General features: G+C 74.1%; 19 protein-coding genes and 1 tRNA gene. 8 read left to right on the top strand and 12 right to left on the bottom strand.

All coding sequences use genetic code 11. The features are described from left to right. Nucleotides 1-74: 74 nt before the first annotated feature. Nucleotides 75-1,661: an RDD family protein gene (locus AC07FV_RS00465; RefSeq protein ID WP_479083617.1), complete on the bottom strand. Its 1,587-nt coding sequence runs from the start codon at nt 1,659-1,661 to the stop codon at nt 75-77. A gap of 253 nt (nt 1,662-1,914) precedes the next feature. On the opposite strand from AC07FV_RS00465, the gene AC07FV_RS00460 reads away from it, so the two are divergent. Further along, the gene (locus AC07FV_RS00460) at nt 1,915-2,334 is read left to right on the top strand and encodes an SsgA family sporulation/cell division regulator (protein ID WP_479083616.1); all 420 of its coding nucleotides are present in this window, start codon (nt 1,915-1,917) and stop codon (nt 2,332-2,334) included. A 21-nt stretch (nt 2,335-2,355) separates the two neighbouring features. On the opposite strand, the gene AC07FV_RS00455 is transcribed toward AC07FV_RS00460, so the two are convergent. After that, a complete protein-coding gene (locus AC07FV_RS00455; RefSeq protein WP_479083615.1) occupies nt 2,356-3,822 on the bottom strand; it encodes an FAD-binding oxidoreductase in 1,467 nt (488 codons plus the stop codon). 98 nt (nt 3,823-3,920) lie between these two features. On the opposite strand from AC07FV_RS00455, the gene AC07FV_RS00450 reads away from it, so the two are divergent. Continuing rightward, the gene (locus tag AC07FV_RS00450; protein WP_479083613.1) at nt 3,921-5,318 is read left to right on the top strand and encodes a tetratricopeptide repeat protein; all 1,398 of its coding nucleotides are present in this window, start codon (nt 3,921-3,923) and stop codon (nt 5,316-5,318) included. A gap of 14 nt (nt 5,319-5,332) precedes the next feature. Here the strand turns inward: AC07FV_RS00450 and hppD are convergent, their stop codons facing one another. After that, nucleotides 5,333-6,478, bottom strand: coding sequence for a 4-hydroxyphenylpyruvate dioxygenase (gene hppD, locus AC07FV_RS00445; RefSeq protein WP_356603905.1), 1,146 nt, complete (start codon nt 6,476-6,478; stop codon nt 5,333-5,335). A 125-nt stretch (nt 6,479-6,603) separates the two neighbouring features. Here hppD and AC07FV_RS00440 point away from each other — a divergent pair, with 125 nt between their 5' ends. From AC07FV_RS00440 to AC07FV_RS00420, 5 genes are read left to right on the top strand one after another with little or no spacing between them, the layout of a single operon-like run. Beyond that, on the top strand, nt 6,604-7,086 hold the full coding sequence (locus AC07FV_RS00440; protein WP_356603907.1) for an Lrp/AsnC family transcriptional regulator: 483 nt from the start codon (nt 6,604-6,606) through the stop codon (nt 7,084-7,086). 55 nt (nt 7,087-7,141) lie between these two features. Continuing rightward, complete coding sequence (locus AC07FV_RS00435) at nt 7,142-7,789, top strand: ABC transporter permease (protein ID WP_479083611.1); 648 nt, start codon at nt 7,142-7,144, stop codon at nt 7,787-7,789. After that, nucleotides 7,782-9,032, top strand: coding sequence for a betaine/proline/choline family ABC transporter ATP-binding protein (locus AC07FV_RS00430; RefSeq protein ID WP_383640142.1), 1,251 nt, complete (start codon nt 7,782-7,784; stop codon nt 9,030-9,032). The genes AC07FV_RS00435 and AC07FV_RS00430 overlap by 8 nt, the downstream gene beginning before the upstream one ends. Then, nucleotides 9,029-10,066, top strand: coding sequence for an ABC transporter permease (locus AC07FV_RS00425; protein ID WP_479083609.1), 1,038 nt, complete (start codon nt 9,029-9,031; stop codon nt 10,064-10,066). Before AC07FV_RS00430 ends, AC07FV_RS00425 begins: the two co-directional genes overlap by 4 nt. Next, nucleotides 10,063-11,055 (top strand): glycine betaine ABC transporter substrate-binding protein, encoded by a 993-nt coding sequence (locus tag AC07FV_RS00420; RefSeq protein WP_479083607.1) that lies wholly within the window; start codon nt 10,063-10,065, stop codon nt 11,053-11,055. Before AC07FV_RS00425 ends, AC07FV_RS00420 begins: the two co-directional genes overlap by 4 nt. 14 nt (nt 11,056-11,069) lie before the next feature. On the opposite strand, the gene AC07FV_RS00415 is transcribed toward AC07FV_RS00420, so the two are convergent. The 4 genes from AC07FV_RS00415 to AC07FV_RS00400 all read right to left on the bottom strand — a co-directional run bounded on the left by AC07FV_RS00415 (nt 11,070) and on the right by AC07FV_RS00400 (nt 16,380). Further along, nucleotides 11,070-11,849 carry a S16 family serine protease gene (locus AC07FV_RS00415; RefSeq protein WP_479083605.1) on the bottom strand — a complete coding sequence of 260 codons (780 nt, stop codon included), beginning with the start codon at nt 11,847-11,849 and terminating at the stop codon, nt 11,070-11,072. A gap of 154 nt (nt 11,850-12,003) precedes the next feature. After that, complete coding sequence (locus AC07FV_RS00410) at nt 12,004-12,663, bottom strand: IclR family transcriptional regulator (RefSeq protein WP_479083604.1); 660 nt, start codon at nt 12,661-12,663, stop codon at nt 12,004-12,006. A gap of 315 nt (nt 12,664-12,978) precedes the next feature. After that, nucleotides 12,979-14,775 (bottom strand): DEAD/DEAH box helicase, encoded by a 1,797-nt coding sequence (locus AC07FV_RS00405; RefSeq protein ID WP_383640127.1) that lies wholly within the window; start codon nt 14,773-14,775, stop codon nt 12,979-12,981. Between the two features lie 153 nt (nt 14,776-14,928). After that, nucleotides 14,929-16,380, bottom strand: a complete 1,452-nt coding sequence (locus tag AC07FV_RS00400) for an MFS transporter (RefSeq protein WP_479083602.1) — start codon at nt 16,378-16,380, stop codon at nt 14,929-14,931. Between the two features lie 228 nt (nt 16,381-16,608). Between AC07FV_RS00400 and AC07FV_RS00395 the strand changes: the two genes are divergently transcribed. Beyond that, nucleotides 16,609-16,680 (top strand) — tRNA-Cys (locus AC07FV_RS00395). On the opposite strand, the gene AC07FV_RS00390 is transcribed toward AC07FV_RS00395, so the two are convergent. The 5 genes from AC07FV_RS00390 to AC07FV_RS00370 form a co-directional block, all read right to left on the bottom strand. Continuing rightward, the gene (locus AC07FV_RS00390) at nt 16,652-17,251 is read right to left on the bottom strand and encodes an SUKH-4 family immunity protein (RefSeq protein ID WP_479083601.1); all 600 of its coding nucleotides are present in this window, start codon (nt 17,249-17,251) and stop codon (nt 16,652-16,654) included. The two genes, AC07FV_RS00395 and AC07FV_RS00390, sit on opposite strands and share 29 nt — an antisense overlap. Nucleotides 17,252-17,421: 170 nt before the next feature. After that, complete coding sequence (locus tag AC07FV_RS00385) at nt 17,422-19,737, bottom strand: xanthine dehydrogenase family protein molybdopterin-binding subunit (protein WP_479083600.1); 2,316 nt, start codon at nt 19,735-19,737, stop codon at nt 17,422-17,424. After that, nucleotides 19,734-21,761 (bottom strand): (2Fe-2S)-binding protein, encoded by a 2,028-nt coding sequence (locus tag AC07FV_RS00380; RefSeq protein WP_479083599.1) that lies wholly within the window; start codon nt 21,759-21,761, stop codon nt 19,734-19,736. Before AC07FV_RS00380 ends, AC07FV_RS00385 begins: the two co-directional genes overlap by 4 nt. Next, on the bottom strand, nt 21,758-22,651 hold the full coding sequence (locus tag AC07FV_RS00375) for an FAD binding domain-containing protein (protein WP_053131793.1): 894 nt from the start codon (nt 22,649-22,651) through the stop codon (nt 21,758-21,760). The genes AC07FV_RS00380 and AC07FV_RS00375 overlap by 4 nt, the downstream gene beginning before the upstream one ends. Nucleotides 22,652-22,913: 262 nt before the next feature. Beyond that, nucleotides 22,914-24,524, bottom strand: a complete 1,611-nt coding sequence (locus AC07FV_RS00370; protein ID WP_479083597.1) for a beta-N-acetylhexosaminidase — start codon at nt 24,522-24,524, stop codon at nt 22,914-22,916. Nucleotides 24,525-24,528: the final 4 nt, after the last annotated feature.

The raw sequence follows: 24,528 nt of genomic DNA, 5'->3' as shown, positions 1-24,528 counted from the left end.
ACGGACCGGCGTACCGGGGCCGACCGGCTCCCCGGGCGGCGACGCGGCGGCAGCGTCGCGCGAGCGGTGTCGGGTCAGCCCGCCACGAAGGTGCGGGCCGCCTTGTCGTGCCAGCACTGGTGCCACGGCCGGTCGAAGAGGCACCACGCGACGCCGACGACACCGACCACCAGGAGACCGGGGACGCTGTAGACCAGCCAGCGGCGCAGGGCGGCGCCGAAGGACGGGGGCTCGTGCGCCTCGATGTCCCGCACCTCCAGACCGAGCAGCTTCTTGCCCAGGGTGCGGCCCCACTTGGCGGTGGGCAGCGCCTCGTAGAGGACGCCGAAGAGCAGCAGGACGGCCAGCACGATGCCCAGGTACGTGGAGGTGGTGCCGTCCAGCAGCCAGACGGTCACGGTCTCGCCGGAGAGCTTGGCCTCGTCGATCTTGTCGTCGACGTGCTCGACCGCCCTGGTGCCGAGGGGTACGGCGGCGACCGCGGTGACGCCGGCCAGGACGACGGTGTCGATCAGCCGGGCGGCCAGCCGCTTGCCGAGTCCGGCGGGCCGGGCCGCCGCCTGGCGCCGCGCGGCGGCCTGGAACACGTCCTCGACCGGAGGCTTCCAGGGCGCGACGGGCTGCTCGTCCCCGGCCGCGCCGGCGAGCCGGTGCACCTGCTGCGCCCACGAGGACTGGCCCCCGCCGGGGCCGGGCGCGATCGGGGCGGAGGCCGCGGGCCGGGGGGCGGCCGCCTGGTGCGGGTGCGCCGGGCCGCCCGGCGCACCCGGGCCGGGGGGCTCTGCCGGGGCGCCCGTCCGCTGCGGACCGGACGGCGCCGTCGGGGACTGCGCGGCGGCGCGCGCGGCGGCGGCCTGGCCGGCGGCGAAGCCGGGGCCGCCCGGGGCGGCCGCGCCGGGGCGCTGGGTCCCCGCGCGCGGGGAGACCGCGCGGAAGGTCATCGTGCCCTGGTCCTCGGCACCGCTGTCCGCGGCCGGGGTGTTCCGGCCACCCCCGGTCACCGGGCGCCGGAAGACGAAGGTGTTGCCGGACTCGCCCTCCGTCCCACCGGGGGCGTGTCCGGCCCGAGCGCCACCGACCGCACCCGCACCACCCGGCGCACCCGCATCCGCACCGGCACCCGCACCGCCCGGCGCACCCGCGGACGCACCGCCCGGCACCTCACCGGACGCACCCCCCGCCCGGGCGCCCGTCGGGCCCGCGCCACCGTCGGCACCGGGCTCACCACCGGTGCCCGGGTCGGCGGCCCCCGCCGCCGCTCCCCCGGCCGGACCCGCGCCCCGCGCGTGCGGCACCCTCGGGTCGGCGCCCTGGACGGTCCCCGGCCAGGCGACCCGCTGCTCGGGGGCGTCGGCGAAGCCGGACTGGCGGGAGCGGTCGGCGCCCCAGGCCGTGGCGGGTTCCGGGCGGCTGCCGTGCTGGGACGCGGCGGGCGCCTCCTCGACCGGGTCCTCGTCGAAGAAGTGCGGGCCGGTCTCCTCCACCGAGGGCCGCGCACCGGCCGGCGGAGCGAGCGGTTCGCCGTCCTCGGGCGCGGGGCGGCTGGTGCCCGGCACCCAGGAGGCGCCGTTCCAGTACCGGACGTAGCCGGGGATGGAGGGGTCCGGGTAATACCCTTCGCGGGGCCTGTCGTCGCCGGGGGCCGGGGTTGGGGCGCTCATGTCCGTCGTCCCGTATCTGCTCGGGGGTTGATATGGGGGCTCAACATCTATCAGACGGGCGCAATCCGCACCGCCGGTCCCGCCGGTCCCGCCCCTTTCCGGGCAACCTCGTGCATGGACCTTCACACGCGGGACAGAGGTGGGGGAAAAAAGTTCCGCGAACCCGCGTAACGCTCACGGCCCTCGCCGCTCTCCCTCGTGCGGGTCCGGTCCAGGCGGCCCGTGCGGACCCGTACGAGAGAGGACACCCGCCATGCACCCCAACCCCGCCGTCGTGGAGCGCGAGCTGGAGCTGAGGCTCATCCTGTCGCCCGAGCGCGGCATCCCGGTGCCCGCGCTGCTCAGCTACGCCACCGACGACCCCTACGCCGTGCACATCACCTTCCACATCGACTCCGGCCATCCGGTGCACTGGACGTTCGCCCGCGACCTGCTGGTGGAGGGGGTGTTCCGGCCCTGCGGACACGGGGACGTGCGGGTGTGGCCGTCCAAGACGGACGGGCGCGGCGTCGTGCTGATGGCGCTGAGCAGCCCGGACGGCGACGCCCTCCTGGAGGCGCCGACGGCGCAGGTGTCGGCCTGGCTGGAGCGCACCCTGCTGACGGTGCCGCCGGGCACCGAGGGCGGGCGGCTCGGCATCGACGACGGGCTGGCCGAACTGCTCGCCCGGTGACGGACCCACGGGCACCCCGGGTCAGAAGAGCTTGCCCGGGTTGAGGATGCCCAGCGGGTCGAAGACCTCCTTGACGCCCCGCTGCATCTCCAGGCCCACCGGACCGATCTCCCGCGCCAGCCATTCCTTCTTCAGCACCCCCACGCCGTGCTCGCCGGTGATGGTGCCGCCGAGTTCCAGGCCGAGGGCCATGATCTCGTCGAAGGACTCGCGGGCCCGCCGGGACTCGTCGGGGTCGGAGGCGTCGAAGCAGACCGTCGGGTGCGTGTTGCCGTCGCCCGCGTGGGCGCAGACGCCGATGGTGAGGCCGTACTTCGCGGCGACGCGTTCGACGCCCTCCAGCATGGCGCCGAGCCGGGAGCGGGGCACGCACACGTCGTCGATCATCGTGGTGCCCTTGACCGCTTCGAGGGCGGTGAGGGACAGGCGCCGCGCCTGGAGGAGGAGTTCGGACTCGGCGGCGTCGTCGGCCGGGACCACCTGCGTGGCGCCGGCGGCCTCGCACAGGGCGCCCACGGCGGCGAGGTCGGCGGCCGGGTCGGCGGTGTCGAAGGCGGCGAGGAGCAGGGCCTCGGTGGTCTCCGGGAGCCCCATGTGGGCGAGGTCGTTGACCGCCTTGACGGTCGTACGGTCCATCAGTTCGAGGAGGGACGGCACGTGCCCGCCCTCCATGATCCGGCAGATCGCGTCGCAGGCGGCGGACGCTGAGGCGAACTCGGCGGCCAGCACCAGCTGCTCGGGCGGCTTGGGGCGCAGCGCGAGGACGGCCCGCACGACGATGCCGAGCGAGCCCTCGGAGCCGACGAAGAGCCGGGTGAGGTCGTAGCCGGCGACGCCCTTGGCGGTGCGGCGGCCGGTGGACATCAGGCGGCCGTCGGCGAGGACGACGTCCAGGCCGAGGACGTACTCGGCGGTCACGCCGTACTTGACGCAGCACAGGCCGCCGGAGGCGGTGCCGATGTTGCCGCCGATGGTGCAGGACTCCCAGCTGGAGGGGTCGGGAGGGTAGTACAGGCCGTGCTCGTTCACCGCGCGGGAGAGCGTGGCGTTGACGACGCCCGGTTCGACGACGGCGACGCGGTCGACCGGGTTGATCTCCAGGATGCGGTCCATCCTGGTCAGGGAGAGGACCACGCAGCCGTCGGTGGCGTTGGCGCCGCCGGACAGGCCGGTGCGGGCACCCTGCGGGACGACCGGGACGCGCAGCTCGGTGGCGGTGCGCATGACGTGCTGGACGTCCTCCGCGGTGCGCGGCAGGACGACCACCGCGGGGGCGCCCGCCGGGCAGAAGCTCGCCATGTCGTGGGCGTAGGAGGCCGTGACGTCGGGGTCGGTGAGGACGGCGTCGGCGGGCAGGCCGGCGAGCAGCCGGTCGACGAGGGTGCCCGAGGCCGCGGGCGTCCGGGCGGCGGCTGCTTCGGCTGCGGCGGCTGTGGGGGCCTCGACGACCGCGTCGGCCTCGTCGCGAGGCGCTTCGATACGGCTCATGATCTCAGGTTCGCACCCGGGGCCATCGGTGTGAACCCCGTGGACGGCAGGCGGAGCAAGCCGCGGTCCGCTTGTCGTACGGGCGCACAGTAGGCGCCATGGAGATCGAACGCGGGTGGCGCCCCCGCCGCCGGAACCGGGTGCTGATCGCCTCCGTCGCCGGGGCCGCCGTACTCGGCGGGGTCCTGGTCCTGCTGCCCTGGGGCGGGCGTGACGCTCCCCCGCCGGCGCCGGGACCGGCCGCCCTGGCGCGCGGGGCGGTGACCACGGGGGTGCCGGCCGCGCTGCCGGACCTGGCGGCGCTGATCGGCGACCGGGAGAGGCACCTGCGGGCGCAGCCGCTGGACGGGGTGTCCTGGGCGGTGCTGGGGACGGCGTACGTCGAGCAGGGGCGCCGGACGGCCGACGTGGCGAGTTGGCCGAAGGCCGAGAAGGCGCTGCGCACCTCGCTCCGGGTGGGGGCGGAGCGCAATCCGCAGGCCCTGGAGGGGCTGGCGGCACTGGCGGTGGCGCGGCGGGACTTCCCCGCGGCGAAGAAGTGGGGCGAGGACGCGGTGAAGGCGGCGCCGAAGCGGTGGACGGCGCACGCGGTGCTGATCGACGCGTACACCGGGCTCGGCGACCACGAGGGTGTGGGCCGGGCCCTGGAGAAGGTGATGAAGCTGCGTCCGGGGACGCCGGCCGTGGGGGCGCGGGCCGCGGCCGTCTACCGGGACCGGGGCTGGCGGGAGGACGCGGCGGCGCGGATCTCGGACGCGGCGGCGGCCGCCGAGGCACCGGCCGAGCGGGCGGCGTACCTGGAACAGGCGGGGCGGCTGGCGTTCGAGCGCGGGGACCGGGAGGAGGCGCTGCGGTTCTTCCAGGAGGCGCGGCGCATCGACCCCGACCAGCGGGCGGCGCAGGCCGGGCAGGGGCGGGCGCTGGCCGCGCTGGGCCGGACGACCGACGCGCTGTCGGCGTACCAGGCGGCGCTGGCCAAGCGGCCGAGCCCGGAGTACGCCCTGGAGCTGGGCGAGCTGTACGAGTCGCTGGGGCTCGACCAGGCCGCGCGGGTGCAGTACGACCTGCTGCGGGCGCGGGTGCGGGAGGCGGGGGCGGCCGGCGCCGACGAGGAGCTGGTGCTGGGGCGCTTCGAGGCGGACCACGGTGATCCGGAGGCGGCGGTGCGGCGGCTGCGGGAGGAGTGGGGGCGGCAGCCCGGGACCGCGGTGGCCGACGCGCTGGGCTGGGCGCTGCACCGGACCGGTGAGGACGAGGAGGCGCTGGAGTTCGCGACGATCGCGACCGACGGCGAGCAGGGGGGCGGGGTGCGCAGCGCGCTGTACGCCTTCCACCGGGGAGCGATCGAGCGGGCGCTGGGGCGGTACGGGCCCGCGCGGCGGCACCTCGGGGAGGCGCTGACGATCAACCCGTACTTCTCGCCGCTCGGGGCGCCGGAGGCCGAGCGGGCGCTGGCGGAGCTGGGCGAGCCCTCGGTGGAGGACCCGCCCGGCTGAGCCCCGCGGGGTCGTCAGAGGTTGCCGCGCTTGGCCTGCTCGCGCTCGATCGCCTCGAAGAGGGCCTTGAAGTTGCCCTTGCCGAAGCCCATGGAGCCGTGCCGTTCGATCAGCTCGAAGAAGACGGTCGGGCGGTCCTGGACCGGCTTGGTGAAGATCTGGAGCAGGTAGCCGTCCTCGTCGCGGTCGACGAGGATCTTCAGCTCGCGCAGGGTGTCCACGGGCACCCGGGTCTCGCCCGCCCACTCACCGAGGGTGTCGTAGTACGAGTCGGGGGTGTCGAGGAACTGGACGCCGGCCGCCTTCATCGTGCGCACGGTCTGCACGATGTCGTTGGTGTTCAGCGCGATGTGCTGGACGCCGGCGCCGCCGTAGAACTCCAGGTACTCGTCGATCTGGGACTTCTTCTTGGCGACGGCGGGCTCGTTGATCGGGAACTTGACCTTGAGGGTGCCGTCGGCGACGACCTTCGACATCAGCGCGCTGTACTCGGTGGCGATGTCGTCGCCCACGAACTCCTTCATGTTCGTGAAGCCCATGACCTTGTTGTAGAAGCCGACCCACTCGTTCATGCGGCCGAGTTCCACGTTGCCGACGCAGTGGTCGACGGCCTGGAAGGTGCGCTGGGCGGGCGGCTGGACCATCGGCTCGGCGGCGGCGAAGCCGGGCAGGTACGGGCCGTCGTAGCCGGTGCGCTCCACCAGGGTGTGGCGGGTCTCGCCGTAGGTGGCGATGGCGGCGAGGACGACGGTGCCGTGCTCGTCCTTGACCTCGTACGGCTCGGCGATCGAGCGGGCGCCGTGCTCGACGGCGTAGGCGTGGGCGGCGCGCGCGTCGGGGACCTCGATGGCGAGGTCGACGACGCCGTCGCCGTGCTCGGCCACGTGCTGGGCGAGGAAACGGCCCCAGTCGGTGGACGGCTTGATCACCGAGGTGAGCACGAAGCGGGCGGAGCCGTTCTCCAGGACGTAGCTCGCGGTCTCGCGGCTGCCGTTCTCCGGTCCGGAGTACGCGACCAGCTTCATGCCGAAGGCGGTGGAGTAGTAGTGCGCCGCCTGCTTGGCGTTGCCCACGGCGAAGACGACCGCGTCCATTCCCTTGACCGGGAAGGGGTCGGCCTGCCGGGCGGTGTCGGGAGTGTGGTGTGTGGTCTGCGTCATAGCCGCAGGGTCTCCCGCGTCTGCAAGGTGCGCAATAGTTTGCGTTTTCACTGGACAAGCTGACCAGGGAGACGGGGTCCTGTGCGGGCGATCTGTACAGGATGACCAGCCGGGAGGGCGGGGGAATGGGAATCGATCCACTGGACGGGCGGATCATCGGGCTGCTGGCCCGGGAGCCGCGGATCGGGGTGCTGGAGATGTCCCGGCGCCTGGGCGTGGCCCGCGGCACCGCGCAGGCGCGCCTCGACCGGCTTCAGTCGAACGGAGTCATCCGCGGTTTCGGTCCGGAGGTGGACCCGGCGGCTCTCGGCTACCCGGTGACCGCCTTCGCGACGCTGGAGATCCGGCAGGGCCAAGGGGCGGACGTGCGGGCGCACTTGGCGACCGTGCCGGAGGTGCTGGAGCTGCACACCACGACCGGCACCGGCGACATGCTGTGCCGGCTGGTGGCCCGCTCGAACGCCGATCTCCAGCGGGTGATCGACCGGGTTGTCGGTTTTGATGGCATCGTCCGGGCCGCCACGGCGATCGTCATGGAGAACCCGGTCCCGCTGCGGATCATCCCGCTGGTGGAGCAGGCCGCCCGCGACCGGGGCGGCGAGGCCTGAGACCGGGCACCGGACGACAGGACCGGGACCGGACGACCCCCGGAGGTGAGCGGACGTGAACTTCTGGGAGTTCGTGGGCAGCCGCCACCAGCAGCTGCTCACCGACGCCTACCAGCACGCCAGCGCGGTCTTCCAGTGCATGGTCGTGGCGACCCTGATCGGGGTCCTGATCGGCGTCGTCACCTACCGCAGCGAGTGGGCGGGCAACCTGGCGACCCTGACCACGTCGACCATCCTGACCATCCCGTCGCTGGCCATGATCGGTCTGCTCATCCCGATCGTGGGCCTGGGCGTGCCGCCGACGGTGACGGCGCTGACCCTGTACGGGCTGCTGCCGATCGTGCGCAACGCGATCGTCGGCCTGCGCGGGGTGGACCCTGCGCTGGTGGACGCGGCCACGGGCATCGGGATGTCCCGCCCGGCACGGCTGCTGCGGGTGGAGCTGCCGCTGGCCTGGCCGCCGATCCTCACCGGCATCCGGGTCTCCACGCAGATGCTGATGGGCATCGCCGCCATCGCCGCCTACGCCTCGGGCCCGGGCCTCGGCAACGAGATCTTCCGCGGGATCGCTTCGCTGGGCAGCAAGAACGCCCTGAACCAGGTGCTCGCGGGCACACTCGGGATCATCATCCTGGCGCTTCTGTTCGACGCCGCGTACGTCCTGCTCGGGCGGCTGACCATCCCCAGGGGGATCCGTGTCTGAGAACGGTCACCGTGACGCCACCGGGGCGACGATCGAGCTGGACAGCCTGACCAAGCTCTACCCCGGAAACCCGCAGCCCGCCGTCGAGAACGTGTCGATGGAGATCAAGGCGGGCGAGACCGTCATCTTCGTCGGGCCCTCGGGCTGCGGGAAGTCCACCACCCTGAAGATGATCAACCGGCTGATCGAGCCGAGCGGCGGACGCATCCGCATCGACGGCGAGGACGTCACCGACATCGACCCGGTGAAGCTGCGCCGCAAGGTCGGCTACGCGATCCAGTCCTCCGGCCTCTTCCCGCACATGACCGTCGCCCAGAACATCGCGCTGGTCCCGAAGATGATCGGCTGGTCGAAGACGCGGATCAGGGACCGGGTGGAGGAGATGCTCGACCTGGTCGGACTGGACGCCGGGGAGTTCCACGGCCGCTATCCGCGCCAGCTCTCCGGCGGTCAGCAGCAGCGGGTGGGCGTGGCGCGGGCGCTGGCGGCCGACCCGCCGGTGTTGCTGATGGACGAGCCGTTCGGCGCGGTGGACCCGATCACCCGGGACCACCTCCAGGACGAGCTGATCCGGCTCCAGCACGAGCTGCACAAGACGATCGTCTTCGTCACCCACGACTTCGACGAGGCGATCAAGCTGGGCGACCGGATCGCGGTGCTGCGCGAGCGCTCCCACATCGCCCAGTTCGACACCCCGGAGGCGATCCTCACCAACCCGGCGGACGACTTCGTCTCGGGTTTCGTGGGCGCCGGGGCGGCGCTGAAGCGGCTGAACCTGACCCGGGTGCGGGACGTGGGGATCACCGACTACCCGACGGTGACCGTCGAGGACCCGCTCCAGCACATCTTCGACGCGCTGCGGGCGGCCGGCACCAACGAGATCCTGCTCCTCGACCGGCGCGGGCGGCCCTACAAGTGGCTCAGGCGCGGCGACCTGATGCGGGCCAAGGGCTCGCTGGCGCGGGCCGGGGCGCTGGTCACCGACACCGTGACGGCGGACGCGACGCTGCGGGACGCGCTGGAGGCGGTGCTCACCGACAACGCGGGGCGGGTCGCGGTCACCGGGCGGCGCGGCGAGTACGAGGGCGTCGTCGACATGGAGACGCTGATGAACTCCGTGCACGAGCTGCTGGAGGCCGACCGGCTGGACGCGCTGGAGCACCAGCACGACCTCCAGGAGACCCGCTCCGAGCAGACCCATGCCGAGCAGGAGGGCTTCGGAGGGGAGGGGACCAAGGCGTGAGCACCTCATCCTCCGGTTCCTCGTCGTCGCCGCACGGTCCCTCGCCGTCCGGTTCCTCGTCGTCCGGTCCCTCGTCGTCCGGTTCCTCGCCGTCCGGTTCCTCGCCGTCCGGTTCCTCGCCGTCCGGTCCCTCGCCGTCCGGTCCCTCGCCCTCCGTCTCCGCGTCCTCGTCCCGCGCTCCCTCCGGGTCCTCCGGGTCCTCCGGGTCCTCCGGGTCCTTTGGGTCCTCCGGCGACCACCGGGACGAGGACGACGCCGGGCAGGAGCCGGGTACGCCGGCCACGTCTACGGCGGGGCGGCGGATCGGCTGGCGGAAGCTGACCTTCCTGCCGGCGCTGCTGGTGGCCGTGCTGCTGGCGACCTGGCTGTGGTTCCGGCAGGCCGAACTGGACGCGCTGAGCGAGAACGCACTGGCGGACGGCCAGGTCACCAAGGCCCTGTGGCAGCACGTCCAGCTGACCGTGATCTCCACCTTCTTCGTGCTGATCATCGCGATCCCGCTGGGCATCCTGCTCACCCGCCGCATGTTCCGCAGGGCCACGCCGGTGGCGATGGCGTTCGCCAACATGGGCCAGGCCACCCCGGCGATCGGTCTGCTGGCGCTGCTGGTGATCTGGCTGGGCATCGGCCGCCGGGCCGCCCTGATCGGCATCATCATCTACGCCGTCCTGCCGGTGCTCTCCAACACCATCGCCGGCCTGAAGGCGAACGACCCGACGCTGCTGGAGGCGGCCCGCGGCATCGGCATGTCCCCGCTGGGCGTGCTCACCCGGGTGGAGCTGCCGCTGGCCGTCCCGCTGATCCTGGCCGGTGTGCGCACGGCCCTCGTCCTCAACGTCGGCACGGCGACGCTGGCCGTCTTCGGCGGGGGCGGCGGGCTGGGCGTGCTGATCACCACCGGGATCACCAGCCAGCGGATGCCGGTGCTGGTGCTCGGCTCGATCCTCACCGTGGCCCTCGCGCTGCTGGTGGACTGGCTGGCCTCGCTCGCCGAACTGCTGCTGCGGCCCCGCGGCCTGGAGGTGAGGACATGAGCGCGCGCCCCCGGACCGGAAGCGGAGGACGCCGTACGTGGCTGGTGACGGCGGCGCTCCTGGTGGCGGCCTCCGGGTGCGGGCTGACCAGCGGTTCCCCGATGGTCGACGACGTCGGGCCCGGCACGATCGGGAAGGGCCGGCCGCTGGAGGGCGCCGACCTGACGGTCGTGTCCAAGCAGTTCACCGAGCAGCTCGTCCTCGGCGCGATCATGGGCATCGCCTTCCAGGCGGCCGGCGCCGAGGTGCTGGACCGCACCGGCATCCAGGGCTCCGTCGGCACCCGGGCGGCGGTCGAGAACGGGGACGCCGACGCCACCTACGAGTACACGGGGACCGCCTGGATCACGTACCTCGGACACGGCGAGCCGATCACCGACCCGCAGGAGCAGTGGGAGGCGGTGCGTGACGAGGACGCCGGGAAGGGGCTGACCTGGCTGGCGCCGGCCCGGCTGAACAACACGTACGCGCTGGCGATGAACCAGGCGAACTACCGGAAGTACCGCACGAAGACGCTGTCCGACGTGGCGGAGCTGGCGCGGACCGACCCGGCGGCGGTGACGCTCTGCGTGGAGGTCGAGTTCGCCAACCGGGCGGACGGGCTGCCGGGCATGGAGAAGGCGTACGGGATGAACATCCCGGCCAGGAACATCACGGACATGGACACCGGCATCATCTACACACAGACGGCCGACGGCGCCTGCACCTACGGCGAGGTGTACACCACCGACGGGCGCATCAAGTCGATGAACCTGGTGGTGATGGCGGACGACAAGCACTTCTTCCCGAACTACAACGCGGCGCCCATGGTCCGCACCGACGTCCTGAAGAAGTGGCCGGCGATCGCCACCGTCCTCGACCCGGTCACCAAGGCCCTGGACAACGACGTGGCGCGGACACTGAACGCGAAGGTCGACGTCGACGGGGAGGACCCGCACCAGGTCGCCCTGGACTGGATGGTCGAGAAGGGGTTCGTGACGGAGGACTGAGCCGGGCCGCCGCCTCAGCAGGCGGGGACCTCGCCCTTGCCCGTCTCCAGCGCCCGCAGCGAGTCGACCGCGCCCTTCAGGGTGGTGACCGGGATCAGCCGGAGCCCGTCGGGCAGCTCGGCCCGCGCGTCCGAGCACTCCGCCTTCGGCACCAGGAAGACGGTGGCGCCGTCCCGCCGCGCGGCCTGCGTCTTCAGCGGCACCCCGCCCACGGCGCCGACCTGTCCGGCGGGGGTGATGGTGCCGGTGCCGGCGACGACCCGGCCGCCGGTGAGGTCGCCGGCGCCCAGCTTGTCGATGATGCCGAGGGAGAAGAGCAGGCCGGCGCTGGGCCCGCCGACGTCCTCCAGCCGCAGCCGGACGTCCACGTCCGTCCCGTCGAGGTCCAGGTAGCCCAGCGCGGCCGCGGTCGCCGCGTCCTGGGACTCCTTCATCTGCTCCTCGTTGTACTCCTCGATCTCCTCGACGCCGTCCCCGTTCGGGTAGACGGCGTCGCGCGGCATCACGGCCCGGTCGGTGTCGAACCAACTGCCCAGGACGTCACCGAGGTGGACGCTCGCGTCCGGGCCGGTCGCCTCGATCGTCGTCATCCGCAGCTGCCCGGTCGTCCGGTGCGTCGGCGCGCCCTCGATGGTGATCACCGGGGCGCCCTGGTTCCTCCCGAGCACGTCCGCCGTCAGCCCGGGCTGCGCCACGGAGAACGGCAGCGGTGCGAACACGGCGGTGGCCAGGAGCGCCACGACGGGCAGCGCGCAGACGGCGAGGACCTGGGGGCGCGTGAGACGAGAGAGCACGGGGTCAATCTAACGTGAGGCCGCCGCCGCCCCGGTGCGCGGGCAGGGGTGCCGCCGCCGGCCCGGTACGCAGACGAAGGAGCCGCCGCCCGGGGCACGGGCAGGGTGCCGGGAGCCGTCGCGGCTCCGGGCACCGCCGCCCGCGCGGTCCCGCCTAGCGGAGCGCCTCCGCCACCTCCCGGGCCGCGTCCATCACCCGCGTCCCCACCCGCTCCGGCACCACCTCGGCCAGCATCACCACTCCGACGCTGCCCTCGACGCCCGTGACCCCGAGCAGCGGCGCGGCGGCTCCGCAGGCGCCGGTCTCCAGCTCGCCGTGGGTCAGGGTGTAGCCGGGCCCGTCCACCGCCTCACCGGCGGGCTGCGTGTGCTGCCGGGCGGACAGGATCGCCTTCCCGGCGGCTCCCCGCTCCAGCGGATGCCGGAACCCGGCCCGGTAGGCGACGTGGTAGTCGGTCCAGGTCGGTTCGACGACGGCCACGGCCAGTGCCTCCGCCCCGTCCACCAGCGTGAGATGTGCCGTCGCCCCGATGTCCTCGGCCAGCGAGCGCAGCGCCGGCATGGCCGCCTCGCGCACCAGCGGGTGCACCTGGCGGCCCAGCCCCAGCACACCGAGTCCGACGCGGGCGCGTCCGCCGAGGTCACGGCGGACGAGCGCATGCTGTTCCAGCGTGGCGAGCAGCCGGTACACGACGGTCCGGTTCACGCCCAGTTTGTGGGATAGCTCGGTGACGGTCAGCCCGTGGTCCGTATCGGCCAGCAGTTTGAGGACCCGCAGTCCCCGGTCGAGCGTCTGAGAGGTCTCCGCGGTCACGACGCCCACTCCTTCGTGGTGAGGTCGGCGGCCCTCCTCGCGGGTATGCGTCACCGAGTCCCGTCAGTGACGCGCTTCAGAGGCGCCGCCGATCGGCAGACGGCCCGGCGTTGCCCGGGCCCAGTCGCTTCACGGCTGCGCTCCGCGGCGGCGCTGCCACGGGGCGTGTGCGTAGCGGGACAGTAGCGAGCAGGTTCGCTCAGCGGAAGGCTCCGTCCAGAATCCGGGCGGCGGCCCGCGAGGACTACCTGTGTTTGTCCCGATACGTACGGCGCACGGCGGCCTCCGCCCGTGGCCCTCGTGTCGCCCCGGGCGTCACTTCATGCGCGTGGCCCACTCCTGCACCTTGGCGATGCGCTGGCGCAGCTGTCCTCCGGTGGCCTCGGCGCTGGGCGGGCCGCCGCAGACCCGGCGCAGCTCGGTGTGGATCACGCCGTGCGGCTTGCCGCTCTGGTGGACGTAGGCGCCGACCATGGTGTTGAGCTGCTTGCGCAGCTCCATCAGCTCCTTGTGGGAGACGACCGGGCGCCGCTCGGCGGGCATCTCGAGGAGGTCGGCCTCCTCGTCGGGCTTCCTGCGGCTGTGCGCGATCTGCCGGGCCTGCCGCTTCTGGAGCAGCAGCTGCACCTGGTCGGGCTCCAGCAGACCCGGGATGCCGAGGTAGTCCTGCTCCTCCTCGCTGCCCGGGTGGGCCTGCATGCCGAACTCGGCGCCGTTGTACATCACCCGGTCGAAGACGGCCTCGGACTCCAGCGCCTCGAAGGAGAACTGCTCCTGTTCACCGGTGTCCTCGTCCTGCTCCCGGTTGGCCTCGTCCATCTCCTTCTCGGACTCGGCGTACGGGTCCTCCTCGCCCTCCTTCTTGGGCTTGTCGAGGACGTGGTCGCGCTCGCGCTCCATCTCGTTGGCGAAGGAGAGCAGGTCGGGCACGGTCGGCAGGAAGACGGAGGCCGTCTCGCCGCGCCGCCTGGACCGTACGAAACGGCCGACGGCCTGGGCGAAGAACAGGGGCGTGGAGATGGTGGTGGCGTAGACGCCGACCGCGAGGCGGGGGACGTCGACGCCCTCGGACACCATGCGGACGGCGACCATCCACCGGTCGGTGCTGCCGCTGAACGCGTCGATGTTCTTGGAGGCGCCGGTGTCGTCGGAGAGCACGACGGTGGCCTTGTCGCCGGTGATCTCGCGGATCAGCTTGGCGTAGGCGCGGGCGGAGTCCTGGTCGGCGGCGATGACGAGGGCGCCGGCGTCCGGGATGGCCTTCCTCACCTCGGTGAGCCGCTGGTCGGCGGCGCGGAGTACGGCGGGCATCCACTCGCCGCGCGGGTCGAGGGCGGTGCGCCAGGCCTGGCTGACGGCGTCCTTGGTCATGGGTTCGCCGAGCCGGGCGGCGATCTCGTCGCCCGCCTTCGTCCGCCAGCGCATCTGGCCGCTGTAGCTCATGAAGATGACGGGACGCACGACGCCGTCGGCGAGCGCGGAGCCGTACCCGTAGGTGTAGTCGGCGGCGGAGCGCCGGATGCCGTCGTTGCCCTCCTCGTACGTGACGAAGGGGATCGGGTTGGTGTCCGAGCGGAACGGCGTACCGGTCAGGGCGAGCCGCCGGGTGGCCGGCTCGAACGCCTCCAGGCACGCCTCGCCCCAGGACTTGGAGTCACCGGCGTGGTGGATCTCGTCGAGGATCACGAGGGTCTTGCGCTGCTCGACGCGGTTGCGGTGCAGCATGGGGCGCACGCCGACGCCGGCGTAGGTGATCGCGATGCCGTGGTACTCCCGGCTGAGCGGGCCCGCGCTGTACTCGGGGTCGAGCTTGATCCCTATCCGGGCCGCGGCCTCCGCCCACTGCTTCTTGAGGTGCTCGGTGGGCGCGACGACGGTGACCTGCTGCACGACGTGGTGGTGCAGCAGCCAGGACGCGAGCGTCAGGGCGAAGGTGGTCTTGCCGGCGCCGGGGGTGGCGACCGCGAGGAAGTCCCGGGGCTGCTCCTGGAGGTACTTCTCCATCGCCCCTTCCTGCCAGGCCCGCAGCTTGCTGGCGGTGCCCCAGGGGGCGCGGCCGGGGAAGGCCGGGGAGAGGTGGTGCGAGGTGCTGGAGCTGGCGGTGGTAGTCACGGTCTCCGAAGGGGGTAGAACGGCTCGGCCACGTATGACAACCGGGCCACCCTACCGGCGCCCCGACGCGATCGACGCGCGCACGGGGGCGGGTCACCCCCGGGTGGGACGCACGTCACAACCGTCCCGCGCGTCGCCCCGATCGCCGCGCGCTCACTTCGTCCGCACCCGAGTGGCCACCCACGCCCCCACCAGCGCCACGCCCGCCATCGGCAGGAAGACCACCGCGAACGCGGCCGGGTGGGAGCCGGTCGCCTCGGTGGCCGCGTGGCTGACCGTGCCGCCGCCGAGGGCCGCGAAGGCGGCTCCCCCGACCGACAGCAGGACGACGTTGGAGAGGCCGTCGGAGATCTGGAGGGCGGCGGAGTTGCTGCCCGCCTCCTGGGGGGCGGAGAGCTTGAGCAGGAGGACGCTGGTGGAGGAGATCACCAGGCCCATGCCGAAGCAGCCGAAGCCCCAGGCGACGGCCACCGTCCAGGCGGGTACGGCCTCGATCAGCACGCTCGGCGCCGTGGCGATGGCCGCGGCCACCAGCACCATGCCGAGGGCCATCAGGCGCTCCCGGTACGCCTCCAGCCGGGGCCGGGACTGGAACCAGGAGCCGAGGGCCCAGGTGGCCCCGCCCGCGGCCAGCGAGAAGCCGGCCATCGTGGGGCTGAGCCCCCGCTGGGTGACCAGCATCAGCGGGACGAAGGACTCGGCGGCGATGAAGGCGCCCGCGGCGACACCGCGCAGCAGGACGACGGAGGGCAGGCCGCGCACCGCCCGGTACGTGCCGCGGGGCAGCAGCCCGAGCACGGCCGGGACGAGCAGCGCCACGCCCACCGCGCCGGGCAGCAGCGCGGACCAGCGCAGGTCCTGGGCGGCGTACTGGAGCAGGCCGGCGCCCAGCGAGACGGCCAGGGCGAGCCGGATGCGGCGGCGGTCGAAGGAGCCCGGCGCGTCCGCCCCGCCCACGGCGCCGGACGCCCGGCTGCGTATCTGCGGCAGCGCGAGGGCCAGCGGGAACACCACCAGCGCCGGGATGCCGACGAACACCCAGCGCCACCCCAGGTGCTCGGTCACCGCGCCGGAGGCGAGCGGGCCGACGATGGAGGGGACGACCCAGCCCGCGGCGAAGGCCGCCATGATCGCGGGCCGCAGCCGCTCGGGGTAGGCCCGCCCGACGACGACGTACAGCGCGACGATCACCAGTCCGCCGCCGAGGCCCTGCACCGCGCGCCCCAGGATGAACAGCCACATCGCGCCCGCCGTCCCGGAGAGCACCAGCCCGACGGCGAAGGCCGCGATCCCGCCGGTCAGCGGCGCCAGCGGACCCCGCCGGTCGGACCACTGGCCGGAGAGCACCATCCCGAACAGGCTCGTCGTGAAGTACCCCGAGAACGCGAAGGCGTAGAGCGACACCCCGTCCAGCTCCCGGGCCGCCACCGGCATCGCCGTGCCGACCGCCGTCGCCTCGAAGGCGATGAGCACGACGACGGAGACGATGCCGATGCTCAGCGCCCGGTAGGCGCGGCTCAGCACGGTCTCGCCGGGCGGCGTGGGGTGGGCGGCGGGCACGGCGGTGACCGCGACGTCGGTGTCGCGGGGCTCAGGGACGGTCATGGACGCCACAGTAAGGGCCACGACCCGCTTTGACCCCTGTCGGGGGGAGGGGTGGGACCGGGACCTTGGTCGTACGACCACCGGGGCGGGCCGGGTCCCGCCGGGCCGTTCGTGAACGGCGTGTGGCAGTCGCGTTGCGGCGGCCCCGGACGCCTTGAGCCGCTCCCCCGCGCCGCTCTACGGTCGGATCACCGAGTTCGGCGCGGGTCCGCACCGAACTCGGAACACGGCCGTGTGCCCGAGTGGTTCAGGGGCTCGCCTGCAAAGCGAGTTACGTGGGTTCGAATCCCGCCACGGCCTCCGGTGCGGCTGCGCGGCGCAGCAGCCACAGGGTGAGGACGAGGGTCGAGACGTCCGGGGTGAGGGGGCGCAGGCTCGCGGTGCACGGGTGCCAGGTCAGAACGGTGCCCGTCGGTCCGTCCACGACCACGTCGCTGCCGTCGGGCAGCCGGCCCAGTCGGACGAGGTGGCCGGCCGCCCCGGTCGGGACGGTGTGCCCGTAGTGCTCCGCCAGGGTCGGCAGCGCCATCCCGTCGTCGTCCGTCGCGAGCGGGAACGCGTCCTCCGGCAGTCCCGTCTCCCGCAGGAAGCGGCGGGTGGGCTCGTGGGTGAGGGCCGGCGGGAAGTCGATGTCCTCGAAGCGGGCCACGCGGCCCCGGCCGAACTCACGCACCAGCAGCCGGTACGGAAGGTCCAGGGCCAGGCCCGACGCCGGACGACGGCCCGCCGACAGGACCAGGCAGCCGATCACCGCCGCCGACGTCCACAGCAGCGGCGTCCCTCGCTCCGAGCGCTCCGAGGACGCGCACGGCAGCGCCCGCGCCGTCCGCCTCGTCCGCGCCGTCGTGTCCTGCGTCGTGCCCCCGTGCATCGTCTCCCCCGAGTGTGCGTGAGCGGCCGTGTGCGGTGGGAGCGGCAGTCGTGCCCACCGCTCCGCAGCCTACGGGCCACCACTGACAACGGCCCGGCCCTCGGGACGCGCCCGTCCCTCGGGTAGGACGCGTCCCGCGGTCGACGCGTTGCCTCACGCGCGCGGGGACGTCAGGTCCCCGTCACCACCGCGGCCTGCGGCCGGATCGGCAGGCGGTTCACCGGGCGCCCCGTGGCCGCGCGCACGGCGGAGGCGACGGCCGCCGGGGAGGCCACCACCGGCACCGCGCTGACCGACTTGGCGCCGAAGGGGGCGACCACGTCACGCTCCTCGACGAGCTTCACGATCCGGATGTCGGGGGCGTCCAGCGCGGTCGGCAGGGCGTAGCCGGTCAGGTCGGGGTGGCGGACCAGGCCGCGCGGGGTACGCAGGTTCTCGGTCAGGGCGATGCCGACGCCCTGGGTGACGCCCGCCTCGATCCGGGCGGTCAGCTGGGCCGGGTTCAGCACCCGTCCGACGTCCTGGGCGACGGCCAGCTCCACGACCCGTACCGAGCCGATCTCGATGTCGACGTCGACCACCGCGCGGATCGCGCAGAAGGACATGCCGACGAAGGCGTCGCCCTGACCCGCCTCGTCCAGCGGCTCGGTCGGGTGCGGGCGGCACTGGGCGGTCGCCCACAGTTCCTTGCCCTCCAACGCCTCGGCCACCGTGGTGGAGAGCACGCCGTCGTACGAGGTGATCTTGCCGTCGGCGATCTGGAGCAGCTCGGTGGACATCCCGAACTGGTGCGCCAGGGGCTGGAGGAGCTGGGTGCGGACCATCTTGGCGGCCCGCTCCACCGCGCCGCCCGACACCCAGGTGTGCCGGCCGCGGCAGCCGGCGCCGGCCGGGGGCTGGTCGGTGTCGACGGGCGCCACGTGCACCTCGTCCACGCCGAGGGTCTCCTGGACGATCTGCCGGGCGAGCGTGGTGAAGCCCTGGCCGGTCTCCACCGCCGCGCACAGCACCGTCGCCACGCCGCCCTGGACCTTGACGGTGGCCGTGGAGACCTCGTCCGCGCCCTCCGCGCCCAGCATGTGCACCATGCCGATGCCGTAGCCCACGCCCCGGCGCACCGCGCCCGGTTCGCCCGCGCCCTCGGGGCCGCCGGGCAGCAGCCACTCGTCCTCGGGGGTGTCCTTGGGCAGCGCGGGGAGGGGGAAGTCGCGCACGGCCTGGAGGAGTTCGGCGACCGGCGCCGGGCACGTGACCGTCTGGCCGGTGGGGAGCACGTCGCCGGTGGCCAGGACGTTGCGCAGGCGCACCTCGGCCGGGTCCAGGCCGAGCTTCCTGGCGACCTTGTCCATCTGCGCCTCGTAGGCGGCGCACACCTGCATGGCGCCCTCGCCGCGGACGTGGCCGGACGGCGGGTTGTTGGTGCGCACCGCCCAGCCCTCGATGAAGGCGTTGGGGACGACGTAGGGGCCGCAGGCGAAGGCCACCGCGGCGGCCAGGGCCTCGGCGGAGGTGTCGGCGTAGGCGCCCGCGTCGAGCAGGATCTGCGCCTCGACCTTGACCACCCGGCCCTCGCCGTCCGCGTGGTGGCGGTAGCGCAGGAGGGTGGGGTGCCGGTGGACGTGGCCGAGGAAGGACTCCTCGCGCGTGGCGGTCAGTTTCACCGGGCAGCCGGTCTTCAGCGCCAGCAGGCCGAGCGGCAGCTGGAAGCCCTGGTCCTCGCGGTCGGCGGTGGCCCCGGGCACGCCGGTGACGACGATCTTCACCTGTTCGGGTGTCAGGCCGTAGCAGGCCGCGGCCGTGTCGCGGTCGCCGTGCGGGTCGGTGGAGGCCAGGTACAGCTCCACACCGCCGTCGGGGCGCGGCACCGCGAGGCCCGCCTCGGCACCGATCGGGGCCGGGTCCTGGCGGCCGATGCGGTACAGGCCCTCGACGACGACCTCGCCGGCCGCCTCGGGGTCCCCGTGCCGCAGCGGGATGTGCCGGATCAGGTTGCCGTCGGGGTGCAGCGGCTCGGCCTCGAAGGCCTGCTCGGGATCGGTCACCGGGTCGAGCACCTCGTACTCGACGATGACGGCGGCGGCGGCCATCCGCGCGGTGTCCGGATGGTCGGCGGCGACGGCGGCCAGGGGCTCGCCGTGGTGGCGTACGACCTCGGAGGCGAACACGGGGCGGTCGGCCCGGCCGCGTCCGTGCAGGGCGGTGCCGGGCACGTCCTCGTGCGTGACCACGGCGCGGACGCCGGGCATCTCGCGCGCGTGCGTGGTGTCGATGGACACGATGCGCGCGTGCGGGTGCGGTGAGCGCAGGACGGCCGCCCACAGCAGGCCCTCGGCCCACAGGTCGGCGGCGTAGGGGAAGGTGCCCTCCGTCTTGGCGCGCGCGTCGGCGGGCGGCAGGGAGGCGCCGAGGCCGTGCGGGATCGGCTCGGGGACGGGAGGCGCCTCGGCGGTTCCCGCGACCTCCGCAGTCGCGGCGTCGTTGCTCACGCGTGGCCTCCGTCCTGGCCGTAGGTCCGGTCGTCCCGGCCGTAGGGCTGGTCGTCCTGACCGTAGTTCCGGTCGCCCTGACCGTAGGGCTGGTCGTCCCGACCGTGGGTCCGGTCGTCCTGACCGTAGGGCTGGTCGTCCCGACCGTGGGTCCGGTCGCCCTGACCGTAGGTGTGGTCGTCCGGGCCGTGGCCCTGGTCGTCCCGGTCGTAGGGCCCGTCGTGCGGTTCGTGGGGGTGCGTGTCCGGCGTCCCGGGCGGTCCCTGGGGCTCGAACGCCGACGGGTTGACGCCGCCCGCGCCCGGACCCGCCTGATGCGGGATGCGCGGCTCGTCGGCGTCCGCGGCGGCCGTCTCCGCGGCGGAGTGCGCCTCGCGTTCGGCGACGACCTCCTTGACCGCCTCCAGGACGCCCCGGTAGCCGGAGCAGCGGCACAGGTTGCCGCACAGGGCCTGCCGGGCCTCCAGCTCGGTCGGCGCCGGGTTGCCCTCCAGGAGGTTGTGCACCGTCATCGCCATGCCCGGCACGCAGAAGCCGCACTGGACGGCGCCCCGCCGGGCGAGCGCGCGCTGCACGTCCGAGGGCTGCCCGTCGGCGGCCAGGCCCTCGACCGTCCGCACCTCGCTGCCCGCGGCGGTCACGGACGGGACCAGGCAGGAGGCGACCAGCCGCCCGTCGACCTGCACGTTGCAGGCGCCGCACTCGCCCTGCGAGCAGCCGTCCTTGGCGCCCGCCAGACCGAGCCGCTCGCGCAGCACGTACAGCAGCGACTCGCCGATCCAGGCGTCGGTGACGGGCCGGTCGGCGCCGTTGACGCGCAGCACGTACGAGGCGAGGGGGTGCTCCTCCTGCGGGCCCGCGGGAGGCGGCTCCTCGGACGCGGCCGGGCCGTCCGGCGCGTCGGCGCGGGACGTCTCCACCGGCTCGGGACGGACGTCCGGCTCCTGGTCCGGCTCGCGCTCCCCCGCATCCTCCGGCGCGGCTTCCGCGGGTGGGCCCGCCACGGGCTCCTCGGCGGCTTCCGGGGAGGACTCGGCGTCCGCGGGCCCTGATGTCCGCTCCGGGGCCTCTGCGGGGCCCTCAGCGGCCTCCGCGGGCCCTCGACGCCCGTCGGCCGGGGCCTCGTCGGGCGCCTGGGCCGGGTGCGCGGCCGCGGCGGCGTCTTCGGGGGGCGGTTCCTCGGCGTACGGCCCGACGGCGGGCCCGGGTGCGGGGCGCGGTGCCGACGGTGCCTCGGCCGGCTCCTCCCCTGCGGCCGGGGCGCCCTGGGCCGCGCGGTCGTCCCACGGCTGTCCGGCCGGCTGCGGCGCCCAGGGCGCGGGGGCGCCGCCGGGCAGGATGGCCGGTGCGGCGCCGCCCCACTGCTCGGCCAGGGAGGACGTGGTGAACTCGCCCGACTCGTCCGGCAGCTCGCCGTCGGCGACGGGGATGGACCACTGCCCGGTCACGTCCTGGCCGGGCGCGGGCGCCGCGCCGCCGTCCGCGGCGGTTTCGGAGAAGTCCCACTGGCCGGTGGCGCCGGGCCGGTAGGCGAACCGGTCGCCCTGCCCGGCGTGCGCGTCGTACCGCGCCGCCTGCCCGTACGGGTCCTGCTGCGGGTACGGGTCGGCGTACTCCGGGTGCCCGGCGTGCTCCGGCTGCCCAGGGTGCCCCTGACCGCCGTGCTCCTGACCGCCGTGCCCCTGGCCGTCCTGCTGTGCGCCGTGCTGCTGCGCACCCGGGTCCGGGTGGCCCCACTGGCTGCCGTCGACGGGCGCCGAGGGCATCGCCCAGGTGCCGGTGGCCGCCGGGTCGGTGCCGGCGGTGGTGGCGGGCGCCACCGTTATCTGCGGCGGCACGTAGCCGTGCCCGGGCGCGGCGAGCGGGCTGTCGGCGGAGGCCAGGAGGGCGTCCACACCGCCCTCGGGGAGCTTCACGAAGGCGGTGGCGCCGTCGTCGTAGTCTCCCTGGGGCAGCGGGTCCCAGCGTCCACCGCTCGGGGGCGTGCCCTGCCCGTGCCGGTCGTCGTGCTGGTCGTCGGTCACGACAGCGCCCTCCCCAGTGCTCGTCGGGCCAGCGCGGCGACGGTGCGCCGCAGGTGCAGTACGGCCGGCGGGAGCTGCGGTACGGAACCGTCCTCGGCCGGGGCCGCGTCGGGGATGCAGGCGGCGGCGACGTACTCGCCGAAGGCGCTCAGCGCCTCCGGGACGATCGCGCGGCCGTTGTCCCAGTCGATGAGGGAGGCCACCCACTGCTCGGCCTCCAGGGGGCGCAGCGGCATCGGCGCGATGGCGCCGACGGCGCACCGCACGCCGCGCCGGGCCGGGTCGAGGACCAGCGCCACCGAGGCCATCGCGCGGCCGGGGCCGGTCCGGCCGGTCGCCTTCAGGAAGACCTGCGGGGCGTGCAGCAGCGGCACGCGCACGTAGCCGATCAGCTCGCCCGCGCGGAGCAGTTCCATGCCCGCCAACAGGTGCGAGACCGGCATCTCCCGGCGGGCGCCGTCCGCGCCCGCGATGATCAGCGTCGCCTCCAGCGCGGCCAGCACCGGCAGCGCGTCGCCGGTGGGGGCGGCCGAGGCGATGTTGCCGCCCAGGGTGCCCGCGTTGCGGATCTGCGGCGGTCCGGCGGCGCGCGCGGCGGCGGCGAGGGCCGGGATCAGCGCGGCGAAGTCGGGGCGGCCCATGCGGGCGTGCGTGAGTCCCGCGCCGAGCAGTGCGTGGCCGTCCTGGTACTGCCAGCCGCGGATCTCGCTGATGCGGCCGAGTCCCACCAGTGCGGCGGGCCTGAGCTGCCCGGAGTTGACGGCGGCCATCAGGTCCGTGCCGCCCGCCACCGGCACGGCGGCGGGCACGGCGGCCAGTGCCGCCACGGCCTCGTCCAGTGTCGTGGGCAGCGTGACGGCCTGCGCCGCCTGCGGTGCGTGCGTGGTCAAACCGACTGCCCCTTCCCGCTGTCCCACCTGGTCTCGCCCATGTGGCCGTACGGTACGACCTGACAGGGCGGACGTGGCAACTCTGGCACATCTTCGCAGGGCCCGAACGCGGGGGTCCGCTAGGAGGCATTCGCCCACCTCGTCGGCGAAATGGGCCGTTTTCCCACGAGATCCGCGCCGATCGGACGAGAATCACGACTGTTCGAAATCGGCGAGGTGGGCCGGAGTTGCCACTGTTGGGGAGCGTTCGGAGGCGTTCCTCCTACTTGTTGGGCGGCGGCCCGTCGATCGGCCGCCCGAGCACGCCGGGCCGGCGCTGCCAGGGCAGCGGACCGCCGGGCGGCCGGTAGGCGACGCCCAGGGCGTCGAGTCGCCGGTAGTGGGCCGCCATCCGCCGCTCGAAATCGTCGAAGTCCCGGTCCGCCGGTGCGGGCAGGTCGCTCCAGGCGACCTCGGCGAACGCGGCGAGCCGCGGGAACAGCTGGTAGTCGACGCGCCCCTGGTTCTCCATCACCTCGCTCCAGGCGTTCGCCTGGGTGCCGAGCACGTGTCCGGCCTCGTCCGGCGTCAGCTCCGCCGGAACCGGTTCGAACCGGTAGACGTCCTCCAGGGTGCGCACGAAGCCGATCGGCACGGGCTCGTCCTCGCCCGGATGCTGCCGGTGGTCCAGGTACACCTGCTGCTCGGGGCACATCACGACGTCGTGCCCCGCGCGCGCGGCGGCGACCCCGCCCGCGTACCCGCGCCAGGAGGAGACGGCCGCGCCCTCGGCGAGTCCGCCCTCCAGGATCTCGTCCCAGCCGATGAGCCGGCGTCCGCGTGCGGTGAGCCAGGTGTCGAAGTGCCGGATGAACCAGGACTGGAGTTCGTCCTCGTCGGTGAGTCCGAGTTCCCCGATGCGCGCCTGCGCGGTGGCCGAGCGCCGCCACTGGTCCTTCGGGCATTCGTCGCCGCCGACGTGGATGAAAGCGGAGGGGAACAGCTCCAGCAGTTCCTCGAACACGCCCTCGTAGAACCGCAGGGTGGTGTCGGTGGGGGCGAGGACGTTCTCGCTGATGCCCCAGGTGTCCCACACCGTGAGGGACGCGGTGTCGACGACGTCGGTGTTGCCGAGTTCCGGATAGGCGGCGATGGCGGCCTGCGAGTGTCCGGGGACGTCGATCTCGGGGACGACGGTGATGTGCCGTTCGGCGGCGTAGGCGACGATCTCCCGGATGTCGTCCTGGGTGTAGTAGCCCCCGTGGGGTTTGTCCTCCCACAGCGGTGAGGCCCGGTGGCCGTACTTGGTGCGGGACCGCCAGGAGCCGGTCCCGGTGAGCTTCGGGTGGCGCTTGATCTCGACCCGCCAGCCCTGGTCGTCCGTCAGGTGGAAGTGCAGCACGTTGAGTTTGTGCGCCGCCATCAGGTCCAGGTACCGCAGGACGCCTTCCTTGGGCATGAAGTGCCGGGCCACGTCCAGCATCAGGCCCCGCCAGCCGAAGCGCGGCGCGTCCTCGATCCGCACCAGGGGCAGCCGCCACCGGCGGCCGGGCAGCGGGGCGCGCCGGAAGGCGTCCGGGCCGAGCAGTTGGCGCAGCGTCTGGGCGCCCCAGAAGAGGCCGGCCGGGCCACCGCCCGCGAGGTCCACGCCGGCCGGGCTGACGACGAGGCGGTACCCCTCGGCGGCCAGTCCGCCGTCCAGGGACAGCCGGACGGTGTCGTCGCCCTCCGCTCCGGGCACGAGGGGCAGGCCGGTGGCGGCGCCCAGGGTGGTGCGCAGCCAGCGCTCGGTGTCCTCGGTGCCCGGACCCGCCACCACCGAGGTGCCCGGACCGAGTTCGAAGGCTCCGTCGTCGGGGCGGGTCAGTCGCCGTGGCCGGGGGATCGTGTCCATCACG

This window comes from Streptomyces sp. NPDC045956, from assembly GCF_056430705.1.
The sequence above is the reverse complement of the archived record's forward strand: the minus strand, read 5'-3'. Positions and strand labels throughout refer to the sequence as shown.